This window comes from Bittarella massiliensis (ex Durand et al. 2017) (assembly GCF_009876955.1).
Taxonomy (GTDB): Bacteria; Bacillota; Clostridia; order Oscillospirales; family Ruminococcaceae; genus Bittarella; species Bittarella massiliensis.
On sequence record NZ_WWVY01000016.1, the window covers coordinates 18,579 to 31,413 of the forward strand.

Genomic DNA, 12,835 nt, shown 5'->3' on the forward strand with positions numbered 1-12,835 from the left:
GCTGGGCCGTTTGCCAATAAGCTGCCGAGGAGGAAGTATGGAAGAAGAAATACTCTTTGTTGGGACCATCAATATGGGGGTCTCCCTCTACCTGCCCGCCGCCCCCACCCTGTGGGACACCGTCAAGGCCGACGAGACCCGGCTGGAGACCGACGGCACGGCCTCGCGCGAGTCGGTCTCCACAGTGCTGCTGGGAGGGCGCGCCGCCGTTTTGGGGCGGGTGGGCAGCGACGCCTTTGGCCAGACCATGACCGAGACCCTGCGCGGCCGCGGGGTGGATGTCCAGGGGATCACCGTCGCAGAAGGCGTCCCCTCGGGGATGATCTTTGTCCACCGCGTCAGGGGGGAACAGGCGCCCGCCCTCATCTACAGCGCCGGGGCCAATGACAGCTACCAGCCGGGCGACCTGGCGGAATTTGAATCTCTGTTTGAAGGACGGAAGACGGTGGTGATCTCCAACCGGCTGCCCGCCTGTGCGGTGACCGAGGCCGCGGCCATGGCCAAGTGCCACGGGGCCTTTGTCCTCCTCTCCGCCACCCCGGTGGAGCGGCTGCCGCTGGAACTCTACCCCTCTGTCGACATCATCCTCCCCAACGAGGCGGACGTCTGCACCCTCACCGGCCGGCAGGAGCCCGATCTCAAAACCGCCCGCCTGGCCCTCTCCACTCTTTTGGAGCGGGGGGCCCGCACCGCCATCCTCAAGTACGGGGCCGACGGGGTCCTCATCGCCACCGGGAATGAGTTTTTGACCCTGGGCCAGTCCGAAATGGGGATGGAGATCGACAAAAACGGCGACCGCAACATCTTTGTCGCCGCCCTCGCTCTGGCCCTCAACCGCGGGGAGGGGCTGTACAGCGCCGCCATCTACGCCCAGGCCGCCGCCTTCCTCTCCCGCGCCAAGGAGGGCATTCGCGCCCAGGTCCCCACCCGGGAAGAGCTGCGGGAACACCTGCGCAAAAACCCCATCTTCTCCGAGCAGAACTGAATTTGGTCTGAAATGCCCACCGGGCTTTTCAAATACATAAACAAAAGAAAAGGAGTCACTATCATGGACAAACCCATCTACACCTTCCTTGCCGGCCCCGACTGCTTCTACCCCGACTTTGAAGAGGTCAAGGCCCAGAAGCAGGCCCTCTGCAAACAGTACGGCCTGACCCCCCTGCCCAATGAGGAGTTCCCCGATGTCATGGAGCCCCCTGTCACCTCCGACAAGGTCTGCTGGATGAACATCAAGCGGCTGGAGCGCTGCGAGCTAGTCTTTGCCAACTTCAAGCACTTCCGTGGCTCCGAGCCCGACGCCGGCACCGTGTGGGAGGCCGTCTACGCCTACGCCAAGGGCAAAAAGGTCTACGCCTACTACGACGAGGAGGACATGATCACCGCTGTCGACAAGTACTACGGCCCGGTCACCTGGAAAGAGGAGACCACCCCCGACGGCAAGGTTATCAAGAAGGCCTACGACAAAGACGGCGCCTTCATCGAGGACTGGGGCAAGATGGTCAACCTGATGATGACCGGCACCTTCCCCTGCATCTGCGGGACCCTGGAAGACGCTCTGGAGCTGGCCGCCAAAGACCTGGGCCTGAAAAAAATCTCCGAGTAGTCCCCCTGCAACAAGTCTCCGTCACCGCGTGAGAACGCCTTGCGCGCCCTCCCCTTGGCGGCGGAACATCTAAAAAAAGAGGTCTGGGAATCTTCCCAGACCTCTTTTTTCTGTGCTCGGGCAACAACAGACCTCCCTCAATAGGAGATGTCTGCGACCTCCCACCCAGAAAAGCGCCCCTCTTCAAAAGTCATGCAGACCGCCCAGGGCAGCTTTTCCACCATTTCGGCAAACTGCTCCAGCCCGAAGGCGAGCACAAAGTGGTGGATCAGCACGCAGAGGGCGGTGCCGTGGGTGCCGATCACCAGGTCCTCTCCGGGATGGGCGGCCAGGGCGTCTTGCAGCCCCTCCACCATCCGCTCCTCCACCTGGGCGAGGGATTCTCCCCCCGGCAGATGGTAGGAAAAGTCGGCCCACTGGCGGGGGGAAAAGTCGGAAAAATCCTCGATCCACTCCCCTTCGCCCGCCACCCGGCGCTCCCGAAAGCGGTCGTCGCAGAGGATCTGCAGTCCCCGGCTGGCCGCAAAGGGCTGTACCGTATCGTGGGCCCGCCGGTAAGGGCTGGAGAGGACCGCCCCCACTGCGTGGCCGGCCAGGTACTCCTCCACCCTGTGCCGCCCCTCCAGGCCCCTGGCAGTCAGGGGCCGCAGGGCGTCGCTGTGAACGCTGTGGTCCGATTCGGCGTGGCGGATCCAGTACACTCTCTGCAATCCTATTCCCTCCGTTCAGGCGGCGCTGCCGCCGCTCTGTTTTTCCCTCTATCATACCAGCAGGTCAGGCCGATGGCAATCGATTTTACCGGCTTGCCTCCCCTTTGGGGCTGGTGTAAAAATAGCTGTTTTTGTCCAGGCAGCTGCACCAGTCCACCCGCTCCAACATCCGGGCGAGTTCCTTTTGCCCAAGTCCGCCGGCAATCGGCGTTAGTTCAGAGAGCCGGACCACCCGGTGGGCGTTCTCCTCAAAATGGGCCCGCACCCGCTCTTCCAGCGGCTCCCTTTTCGGGGCGGGGGCCGGTGTTTGGGGGTGGCGGCTCCAGTACGTGCTCAACAGCAGCCCCACCCGCTTTTGCAGGGCCGGCGTCACCCCTGGCCACCCTGCCGCCTCTGCCGGGGAGAACCCGCGCAGGTCCTCCATCTCCCGCAGGTGGTGGAGCTGGCAATAGCGCACAAAGGGCGCGTATACCTCTTTTGCAAATACCTCTTCGATCAACTGCAAACCAAAAATCAGTCCTTTCGCGTGATGCCACAAGAAGATAGTATACCGACTTTTCCCTGTGCAGACAAGACTTGACATTTGCAGCGCAGCTGCTCTCCCTGCTTTTCCTTCTCCTCCAAAAAACGCCCTCTTCTCATAAGGCAAAACCGCCTCCTCTTTTCCTCCTCTCCGACTGCTGAAGGCGGTGGCGGTAGGGCCTTGCCGGCTCCCCACCGGATCCGCTAAAAAAGCCCATCGGCCGGTCTCCCTTCTGTTTTAAAGGGGAGCAGGTACGGTCTCCAGCGGTTTCGATGCAACATGCGCCTCAAACCTGCTGCAAAAACAAAAGGCCACAGAAAAACCTATGGCCCTTTTTCATTTTTCTCTATTCTGTGCCAGTAGGCAGGGCAGTTAAGGCGTTGCCGCACGCCCCTTGGCAGATACAAAAAAGCAAGCCGCTCACAAAAAAGTTGTGAGTGGCTTGCTTGGTGCGCCAAGAGGGACTCGAACCCCCGACCTTCTGATTCGTAGTCAGACACTCTATCCAGCTGAGCTATTGGCGCTTGTAACGTGCTTATACATAATACACCGGCTGCCGACCGTTGTCAAGCCAAATTGCGAGATTTTATATATCGCAAGGCCTTGGCAAAGGTGTGCTTGTCGTTGGAGTAGGTCAGGTGCCCCGGCACCTCGTCCGGCCCGAAAAACGCGTAGTCGGAGATCTCCTCCTCCTGGATGGTGACCTCGGGTTCCCCCACGATCTCGCAGAGGAAGTAGACCACCGTCTTGTGGATGATGGTGCCGATGTCATAGGCCACGCTCTCCCGGAACTTGCCCTGCATCTTCACCTGCACGCCGGTCTCCTCCAAAATCTCCCGGCGGGCCGTCTGCCGCTCGCTCTCGCCGGCCTCCATGTGCCCCTTGGGAAAGGCCCAATGGCCGCCCTTTTTATGCCGAATCAGCAGGAAGCGAAGCTGGCCGCCCTCCTTGGTGTACACCACCCCGCCACACGATTTTTCCCGACGCAAACCGATCTCCCCTTTCCTTTCTCTATCATACAGAAAAGCCCTCTGCTTGGCAAGACGACACTTCTAAAAGGGACGCAAGCAGCAAAATTTCTCCCTTTTGGGCAAGAAAAAGCTCCGGCGCACAGGATTTTCTGTGCGCCGGAGCAGATAATCGCTCGCCCTCTTATTTGCGGTGGGTGATCTTGGCCCGCTGCTGATTGTTCAAGATCTTCTTGCGCAGGCGGATCGACTCAGGGGTGACTTCCACCAGTTCGTCGTCGGAGATGAACTCCAGCGACTCCTCCAGGCTCATCACCCGGGGCGGGGTCAGCCGCAGCGAGTCGTCGGAGCCGGAGGCACGGGTGTTGGTCAGGTGCTTGGTCTTGCAGACGTTGACCACCAGGTCCTCGGCCTTGGGATTGGAGCCGATGATCATCCCCTCGTACACCTCTGTCTGGGCGGGGATGAAAAGGGTGCCCCGCTCCTGGGCATTGAAGAGGCCGTAGGTGACGGCGGTCCCGGTCTCGTAGGCCACCAGACTGCCCACCTGGCGGGTGGGGATCTCGCCCTTGTACTCCTCATACCCCTCGAAGATGGTGTTGAGGATGCCCTCGCCCTTGGTGTCGGTCAGGAACTCGCTGCGGTAACCGAAGAGGCCGCGGGAGGGGATCAGGAACTCCAGCCGCATCCGGTTGCCGGTGGGGTGCATCTCCACCAGCTGGCCCTTGCGGGTGCCCATCTTCTCCATCACGCTGCCCACGCACTCCTCCGGCACGTCGATGGTCACCCGCTCCACGGGCTCCATCCGCTTGCCGTTCTCCTCGTGGAAGAGGACGCGGGGGGTGCTGACCTGCAGCTCATACCCCTCCCGGCGCATGGTCTCAATGAGGATGGAGAGGTGCATCTCGCCCCGCCCGGCCACATTGAAGCTCTCGGTGGTGTCGGTCTCGCTCACCCGCAGGGAGACGTCCTTGAGCAGCTCTTTGAAGAGCCGGTCACGCAGCTGGCGGGAGGTGACGTATTTGCCCTCTCTCCCGGCAAAGGGGCTGTCGTTGACCGAGAAGGTCATCTCGATGGTGGGCTCGGAAATCTTGACAAAGGGCAGCGGCTCCGGCGCGTCGGGGGCGCAGATGGTGTCGCCAATGGTGATGTTCTCCACCCCGGAGACACAGACGATGTCGCCGAACTGGGCGCTGTCCACCGCGTCGCGAGTCAGGCCGTCGATCTGGTAGAGGTTGACCACCTTGCCCCGGCGGGGGGTCTGGTCGCCGTGGTAGTTGGTGACCACCACCTCCTGCCCCTGTTTGATGGTGCCCTGCTTGATGCGGCCGATGGCGATGCGGCCCACGTACTCGTTGTAGTCGATGGAGCTGACCAGCATCTGCATCGGCAGCTCGGAATCACCCTTGGGAGCGGGCACCTTTTCGATGATTTCGTTGAAGAGGGGGATCAGGTTGTCCCCCAGGTCGCTGTAATCCAGCGAAGCGGTCCCCTCCCGGCCGGAGCAGTAGACAAAGGTGCTCTGCAGCTGTTCCTCGCTGGCGTCCAGGTCCAGGAGCAGTTCCAGCACCTCGTCCTCGATCTCCTCGGGGCGGGCGTCGGGGCGGTCGACCTTGTTGACCACCACGATGATGGTGTGGCCCAGGGCCAGCGCCCGCTCCAGCACGAACCGGGTCTGGGGCATGGGGCCCTCGAAGGCGTCTACCAGCAGCAGCACGCCGTCCACCATCTGCAAGACCCGCTCCACCTCGCCGCCAAAGTCGGCGTGGCCCGGAGTGTCGATGATGTTGATCTTGACCCCGTTGTAAAAGAGCGAGGTGTTTTTGGAGAGAATGGTGATGCCGCGCTCCCGCTCTAGGGCGCCGGAATCCATCACCCGGTCGCGCACCACCTGGTTTTCGCGGAAGATGCCGCCCTGTTTGAGCATCTCGTCTACCAAGGTGGTCTTGCCGTGATCGACGTGGGCGATAATGGCAATATTTCTCAAATCGTTTCTAGTCAAACTGTGTTCCTCCCCAAGAATGGCTGGCTTTCAAACGGTTTTGGCTCGCTGCCCGCGGCAGGAAAAGCAGCCGGCGGAAGCGCGATGTCCCCTCGTCCGGCTGTACAAGCCCTTTAACTGTCTTATTATACACCGCCGCGCCTAAAAAAGCAAAAATATCTCACAAAAAATAGTCAAAAAATTCATCGCAAGCGCCAAATCTAGTCTTTGTTTTCTCCCTTTTGCCCGCAGTCGACCATATCGTCTTTTTGTGGGCAGATACGGCCCCCAAAAATGCAGAGGGCGGGGCGGCTTTTCCCCATCTCAACTAGGAGGATACCCCTCCTTCTGACAGCCGCTGGGGGGTGATAGGATGGATAAGATACTTCCCTCCTCCGCGATTGTCCGCGACCAAAGCCCACTGAAATAAGGGCTTTTACCCGCTGTCGGCATAAGGCCGGGGAGAGGGCATTCCCTCCTCACAGCGGAGTGTGAGACAGCGGTATGAGCAGCATGTAGAAGCAAAAAAATCGCGAAAAAAGAGGGACCCGCCCTCCCAAATGTAGGCTCCCCCCTCTCAATGAAAATCTGACTTCTCGACCCTGGCAATCGGCGAGAGTTGCGGGGCAGATGCCTTCTTTCCTCATAATCATCCACGACCAGAACCCGCCAAGAAAAAAGCGCTTTCCCCGCCGTCGGCATGGAACCAGTCAGAAGGCCAGAGAAAAGAGGGCGTCCATTCCTTGCAGCGGGGCATGTGGAGATGGGTGGCGCGCAGAGGAAAAGCCCGTGCAAAGAGAGGAGGTACGGCCCCCTAAATGTAGAAGGCAGCGCAACTTCTCCCCATTTCCGCCCGAGCTCTCCTCATGGCAGCCAACAAGAGCAACTGGAAAAGATATTTCCTTTCTCCCCCGCAATTGCCCGCGGCCAAAACCCGCTGGAACAAGGGCTCTTTTCCCGCTGCCGGCGCGGGATGGCCGGAAGAACAGGATAAGGGGGCCATCCTCCCCCTCAGCTAAGTACATGAAGTGCAAGAAGGCGGTATGATTCGGCGTACAGGGGCGGCGGAAAAGGCCTGTGGAAAAGGGACAAGCGACACAAAAAATACAGAGGCCGCCCCGGCAACGACCCGGGACAGCCTCTGCCCTGTCGACTTTTTAGTAGTTGCGGATGAGCCGCACCACTCGGCCCAGAATGGCCACGGTGTCGGGGTAGATGGGCGACAGGCGGTCATTTTCGGGCTGCAGGCGAACGCGGCCGTCCGGCTCTCGGTAAAAGCGCTTGACGGTGGCCTCCTCCTCGATCAGGGCCACCACGATCTCGCCGTCGCGGGCCTCAGGCGTCTGCTGCACCAGGATGATGTCCCCCTCAAAGATGCCGGCGCCGATCATGCTGTCGCCCTTGACCCGCAGGGCGAAGAGCCCCTCCCCCCGCAGGTCGCTGACAATGTAGTCCTCGATATTTTGTTGGGCCAAAATGGGGGTGCCCGCCGCCACCGTGCCGAGCAGGGGGATGGCGGCGGTGCGCCGCCCGGTGATGCGGATGCCCCGGTTGGAGCCGTGGACCACCTCGATCTCGCCGTCCTCCTCGAGCATCTTCAGGTACTTGTGGGCGGTGCAGGTCGACTTAAAGCCCATGGCCGCGCAGATTTCCCGCACCGAGGGAGGGATGCCCTCCCCCACCTGGCGGTGCAGGAACTCCAGCAGCTCCCTCTTTTTTCGCTCCACCTTTTCCACGGCTCTCACCCTCTCTCTAAAATTCAAATGATCGCTCAGGTTTTTTCACCTTTTATTTACATATCATTCACAACAAATTGGGCTTCGGGGCTATAATAAGAGCAAGCCTAAAGACAATGCCGCAAATGTTTTTAGGACTGCACTATCCTCCTCAAAAGCACCCCTCAGGCTTTTGAATGCCGCCGCCCGCAAGGTTGGCGGCATTTTTTCGCTTTCCGCCCAGCGGCCGCCGCTATTTGAGATAGATGGTGTGCCGGCCCTTTCTCTTTTTAAAGAGGATGCGCAGGGTGATCGCCCCGCCGGCCACCATCGCCAGAATGCCGATGAGAACGGCCGGGGACTGCCAGTTGGCAAACCAGTCATCCCCTTTGGGCTCGGTGGGCAGACGGCTGGGGGTACCCGGTATCTGCGGGTTTTGTATCCCCCCGGTCGCCCGGTCATAGATGAGGTAGTCCTGTCCCTTGTAGGTCAGGGCGACCCGCCCGTCGTCCCCCTCAAAGGCAAACTCGCAGAAGACCCCGCGGGAGTTGACAAAGAAGGTCACCGCCGCCGTCTCGGCGTTTTCCTCCCCCGCAAGGGTGGAGGCCTGTACCGGCAGGGCGGTGCCGTCCAGCCGGTACGCCCCGTTGTCCAGGGCAAAACTGCCCCACATCTTCTTTTTCAAAGAGAGGATGGCCGCGTCCCCCGGCTGCAGGTCCCGCAGGGCCTCGCCCCGCTCCACCTTGATTTCGCGGCGGACTTCGCTGGAGGGCAAAGGGCTGCTCCCGCCGCCGATGGAAGAGGAGCTCTTGAGGATCTCGCTGATGGAGAAGGTGATGCTCCCCTCCCCCACCGAGGTGACCGTTCCCACCGCCAACAGGTCCTGCCCGTTGTGGGTGAAGCGGTAGAGGGCGTCGGCTGCCCGGGCGGGCAGAGACAGCGCCAAAAGGCCCAACAGCACAAGCAGCACTGGGGCGAGGGCAAATCGCCGTGATTGGTTGGATGATTTGTGATGCGTCATGAAAAGTCCTTTCCCCCGGTCAAAAAGCCGGTGGCCTTGGTGCGATATTTACAAATAGTATACCAAAAACTTTGTTCTCTTGCAATTGCGCACTGGGTGTGGAAAACTTTCGCATTTTGCGCAGCGACAATTCCCATGATGTTGGGGTTTTCAACATCGAATTCCACAGCTGTGGAAAATTCATCCGCCAGAATTCCACTGGATTGGATATTACTCGGGGTTTATCTGTCTTTTCCCCGCACTGCCGCTCATTTCGCAAAGGATTTTCACACTTTTCACACAGTCTACACATTGGTTGGGTAAGCTAAAGATGTGCCCAACCACAGAGAAAAGGAGAAGCTATATGCATCTTTCCCAGCGTTTTCAGCGCGTCGCCGCCATCGGCGCCGCCTCTCTACTGACCCTCGCCGCCCTGACCGGCTGCGGGGCCAAAAACTCCCCTCTCGTGGTGGACGGCAAAGGCGTCTCCATGCCGGTGGTCATGACCATCGATGGGGACAAGGTCTCGATGGACGAGTACCGCTACTACTTTCTCAACATGAAATACGGCTATGATAACGGCGACGACACCGCCTGGGAAGGGCAGGACGAGGTCAAGGCCCAGCTCTCCGACTACGTGCTCAAGGCGCTGCAGTCCAACCGCGCCATCCGCGCCCTGGCGGACGAGTACGGCCTCTCCCTCAGCGACGAGGAGAAGACCAGCGCCGACAGCCAGCTGGCCTCTGTCAAAGAGAGCTACGAGTCGGAAGAGGCCTTCCAGGAGGCGATGACATCCGCCTACCTCACCGAGGACCTCTACCTGCAGCTGATGCAGACCAGCTACCTGCAACAGAAGGTTGAAAATCACCTCTTTGGCGAGGGTGGCACCATGGAGGTCACCGACGAGGTGCTGGGCGAGTTCTTGCAGAAGCGATACGCCCATGTGAGCCACGTCCTGGTGACCAACGAGACCGAGAATGCCGAGGCCCTGAGCCAGGAGATCCTGGAGCGGGCCCGCAGCGGCGAGGACTTTGCCGCCCTGGTGAGCCAGTACAACGAAGACCCCGGCCTGACCGAGGACGGCTACTACTTTGGCCCCGGCGAGATGGTGGAGGAGTTTGAAGACGCCTCATTTGCCTTGGCCGAGGGGGAGATCAGTGACGTGGTCAAGACCTCGTACGGCTATCACATCATCAAAAAGCTGCCCATCGATCAGAGCTATATCGACGAAAACCACGACTCCCTGGTGACCGCCTGCAAGGATGCCCTCTTCAACGACCTGTTGGAGGAGAAAATCAGCAAGCAAGAGGTCACCTACAACAAAAACTACGACAAAATTTCGGTGGAGACCCTCCACTAAGACCAGTCGACCAGATGGCACTTGGCGCCACTTTTTCATACTTTCCGGGGAAAGCCCCCTGCTCATTGCGAGCAGGGGGCTTTCTCTGTCTTGACCGCTATTTCTAAAGATTTGGGTATGTCAGAGGGCATCGTTTCCCTCAGCCACAGGAGACGCGCCACCGGTGACGACCTTTTCCCGCCAGCGGCCGGAGCGGACCCGGATATAGGCCAGGATGGACTCGGAGGTATAGCTGAAAAAGTAGGCCACCGCCACCGTGTAAAACCCGAGGAGAGAGGCAAAGCTGTACGCTGCGATCATGCGAAAGAGCATCCCCCCAGCGGTGATGAAGGAGACGGCCAGCACGTCGCCCGCCCCCCGCAGCAACCCTTCACTCATAAACATGAAGGACATGGGGAAGTAGGCGATGCAGAGCATCTGCAGGTACTGGGCCTCCACTTGGATGACGGCGCCATCGCTCTCAGCCTTGATGAAGATGCCGATGAGGTTCCCCCCAAACAGAAAGAGAAGCACTGCCATGACCGCACAAAAGGCCATGGACCAGAGGATGCTCACCCGATACCCCTGCTTGACCCGGTCCAGCCGTTTAGCCCCGATGTTCTGGGCACTGTAATTGGCGAGGGCGTTGTGCAGGTTGTAGATGGGGAGGGTGAGGAAGAGCTCGATCTTCTGGGCCGAGGTATAGGCCGCCATGTAGAGGCTGCCAAAGCTGTTGATGATGCCCTGGATGAGCAGCCCGCTCACCGAGAGAACGATCCCCTGCAGGGCGGAAGAGGCCCCCAGCTTGACGATCAGCCCCAGCAGGTCGGCCCGAAAGCGGCCGAACCCGTGGCGCAGCCCTGTTTGCCCGTCGCCCAGGCGGGCGATGCGGCGCATCAGCAGGGGAAAACCGATGGCGCAGGTGAACACCTGCCCGATAACGGTGGCCAGGGCCACGCCAAAGACCCCCCAGCCAAAGCCAATGACAAACCAGAGGTTGAGGACAATGTTGAGAAGGCCCCCGGCGGCCATGCAGTAGAGGGGCGTTTTCGAGTCGCCTAAGGCGTTGAAAAGGCTGCCGCCGATGTTGGCCAGGAAGATGAAGAGAAAGCCGATAAAAATGATGGTGAGATAGGTGACGCTGTCGGCAAAGACATCCTCTGGGGTGTTGAGAAAGCAGAGGAGTGCAGGGGTAAAAAGGACCCCTAAAATGCTGATGAGGATGGAGGTGACGACCGTAAAGAGGACCGAAGTGCTAAAGATGTCCTTGATTTCTCTGCGGCGGCCTTCGCCGAAAAACTGGCCGGTGACAACGGCAACCCCCACCGAAAAGCCGGAGGAGACAATGGTGCCCATATAAAAGATGGGTCCGGCGCCGCCGACTGCCGCCAGGGCGCCCGCCCCCACAAACTGCCCTACAATGATGGTGTCGGCCAGGTTGTAGCACTGCTGAAAGATGTTGCCGATGAGGATGGGGATCATGAAGAAAAAGAGGGTTTTCCCCGGCGGGCCGGTGGTGAGGTCGCCGGGAATATAGGGCGGGTGGGCAGAGGGATCTTCCCCCAGCCGCCGTTTGAATAGCTGCATCTGTATCCTCCTTGCAGGTCGGGCCGACACACGGACCAGACAGGTATCGCCTTCGGCCTTTTGGAGCGCCGCGCCCCCAAAAGCCCGATAGAAGTTAGTATACAGGAAAGGGAGGACAAGTGCAATCATTCACCATTTTTACTTTTTAGTACATTTATTTTTGTGTCTATCGGATATTTTTGCTTCCCTTTTCTTTTTCGCTGTGCTATACTTGGTTTTACTCGGCTAAACACAAAGACGGAGGAGGCTGTTATGGACAAGTTGCAAAACATCTATGACCACCCCGATTTTTACGAGGGGTACCGCTCTCTGCGGGAAAACCCGGTCAACTACAACGTCCTGCTGGAACACCCAGCCCTCCTTTCCCTGTTGCCGGATCCCACGGGAAAGGATGTACTGGATCTGGGCTGCGGCTTTGGGGAGATCTGCGCCCTCTGCGCGCAGCGGGGTGCCCACTCGGTGACGGGGATCGACCTCTCCCAACGGATGCTGGCGGCCGCAGAGCGGGAAAACGGGGGCCGCGGGATTCGCTTTAAACAGATGGACATGAGCCAAATCGGGGAGCTGGGACAGCACTTTGACTTGATCCTCAGTTCGCTGGCCGTCCACTATGTGGAGGATTTCGCCGCCCTGGCAAAAAGTGTGGCCGACTGTCTGCGGCCCGACGGCGTTTTCCTCTTCTCTCAAGAACACCCCATCGGCACCTGTCACATCGACGAGACCGCCCCTTATTGGGTATATGGGGAGGATGGAAGGGCCCTCTACCACCCTCTAAACGACTACGGCCGCCCGGGGAAGCGAGAAATCACCTGGTTTGTAGACGGAGTGGTCAAGTACCACCGCACCTTTTCACAGCTCGTCAACGCCCTGACGGACGCCGGGCTCACCATCGAGCGGATGGAAGAGCCCCTTCCCTCTCCCGAGTTGGTGGCGCAGTATCCCTTCTTTGAGAAGGAGTACCACAAGCCCAGCTTCCTGCTGATCCTGGCCCGCAAAAAGTAAAGAGTACCTGATAAAAAGAGGGGGCGAAGGGTCGGATTGAGCCGGGTTTTCGGCACTATACATAACTGCGGTGGGGCGGCACCCTCTCCAAAAAAACTGTCCGCGGCGCTCCTCACGCCCCCCTATCAAAAGACAGAGAAGCTGACAGCGGGCAGATAGAAGATTGAACTGGCGCGCTGCGGATTGGCACAGCAATAAAAAAGCCCCCGCACTGTTATGACAGTGCGGGGGCTTTTCCCTTTTTGAACAGAAGGAGATAGGTCTGGGGCCAAAAAAAGAGCACCTGTTCGGGTGCTCTACTTTTGGCTCCCCCTGTTGGGCTCGAACCAACGACCCTGCGGTTAACAGCCGCATGCTCTACCAACTGAGCTAAGGAGGAATATTTGTGTCGGCATCGCCCTATTTTC

11 protein-coding genes and 2 tRNA genes are annotated in these 12,835 nt (G+C 59.5%); 4 read left to right on the plus strand and 9 right to left on the minus strand.

From position 1 onward, the window contains the following. Positions 1-37: 37 nt before the first annotated feature. Positions 38-985: a PfkB family carbohydrate kinase gene (locus GT748_RS13560; RefSeq protein ID WP_021660305.1), complete on the plus strand. Its 948-nt coding sequence runs from the start codon at positions 38-40 to the stop codon at positions 983-985. Positions 986-1,048: 63 nt separating this feature from the next. Next, a complete protein-coding gene (locus GT748_RS13565; protein ID WP_052537686.1) occupies positions 1,049-1,603 on the plus strand; it encodes a nucleoside 2-deoxyribosyltransferase in 555 nt (184 codons plus the stop codon). 137 nt (positions 1,604-1,740) lie between these two features. Here GT748_RS13565 and GT748_RS13570 read toward each other — a convergent pair whose 3' ends face one another. From GT748_RS13570 to GT748_RS13600, 7 genes are all read right to left on the minus strand, one after another. Next, positions 1,741-2,304: a histidine phosphatase family protein gene (locus GT748_RS13570; RefSeq protein ID WP_052537687.1), complete on the minus strand. Its 564-nt coding sequence runs from the start codon at positions 2,302-2,304 to the stop codon at positions 1,741-1,743. 94 nt (positions 2,305-2,398) lie between these two features. Then, positions 2,399-2,818, minus strand: a complete 420-nt coding sequence (locus tag GT748_RS13575) for a hypothetical protein (protein WP_044992989.1) — start codon at positions 2,816-2,818, stop codon at positions 2,399-2,401. Positions 2,819-3,283: 465 nt separating this feature from the next. Continuing rightward, positions 3,284-3,360: transfer RNA gene (locus GT748_RS13580), tRNA-Arg, on the minus strand. A gap of 42 nt (positions 3,361-3,402) precedes the next feature. Continuing rightward, on the minus strand, positions 3,403-3,825 hold the full coding sequence (locus GT748_RS13585; protein WP_044992990.1) for a bis(5'-nucleosyl)-tetraphosphatase: 423 nt from the start codon (positions 3,823-3,825) through the stop codon (positions 3,403-3,405). A gap of 163 nt (positions 3,826-3,988) precedes the next feature. After that, a complete protein-coding gene (gene typA, locus GT748_RS13590; protein WP_044992991.1) occupies positions 3,989-5,806 on the minus strand; it encodes a translational GTPase TypA in 1,818 nt (605 codons plus the stop codon). Positions 5,807-6,942: 1,136 nt separating this feature from the next. Continuing rightward, positions 6,943-7,521, minus strand: coding sequence for a transcriptional repressor LexA (lexA, locus tag GT748_RS13595; protein ID WP_081693027.1), 579 nt, complete (start codon positions 7,519-7,521; stop codon positions 6,943-6,945). Positions 7,522-7,753: 232 nt separating this feature from the next. Next, positions 7,754-8,521: a hypothetical protein gene (locus tag GT748_RS13600; protein WP_143161668.1), complete on the minus strand. Its 768-nt coding sequence runs from the start codon at positions 8,519-8,521 to the stop codon at positions 7,754-7,756. A gap of 343 nt (positions 8,522-8,864) precedes the next feature. Here GT748_RS13600 and GT748_RS13605 point away from each other — a divergent pair, with 343 nt between their 5' ends. Then, positions 8,865-9,860: a peptidylprolyl isomerase gene (locus GT748_RS13605; RefSeq protein WP_021660320.1), complete on the plus strand. Its 996-nt coding sequence runs from the start codon at positions 8,865-8,867 to the stop codon at positions 9,858-9,860. Between the two features lie 120 nt (positions 9,861-9,980). Here GT748_RS13605 and GT748_RS13610 read toward each other — a convergent pair whose 3' ends face one another. Continuing rightward, positions 9,981-11,426 (minus strand): MATE family efflux transporter, encoded by a 1,446-nt coding sequence (locus GT748_RS13610; RefSeq protein ID WP_052537688.1) that lies wholly within the window; start codon positions 11,424-11,426, stop codon positions 9,981-9,983. Positions 11,427-11,678: 252 nt separating this feature from the next. On the opposite strand from GT748_RS13610, the gene GT748_RS13615 reads away from it, so the two are divergent. Further along, entirely contained in the window at positions 11,679-12,428 is a 750-nt protein-coding gene (locus GT748_RS13615) for a class I SAM-dependent methyltransferase (RefSeq protein ID WP_021660322.1), read from the plus strand. Between the two features lie 303 nt (positions 12,429-12,731). Here GT748_RS13615 and GT748_RS13620 read toward each other — a convergent pair. After that, positions 12,732-12,807, minus strand: a tRNA-Asn gene (locus GT748_RS13620). Positions 12,808-12,835 lie beyond the last annotated feature (28 nt).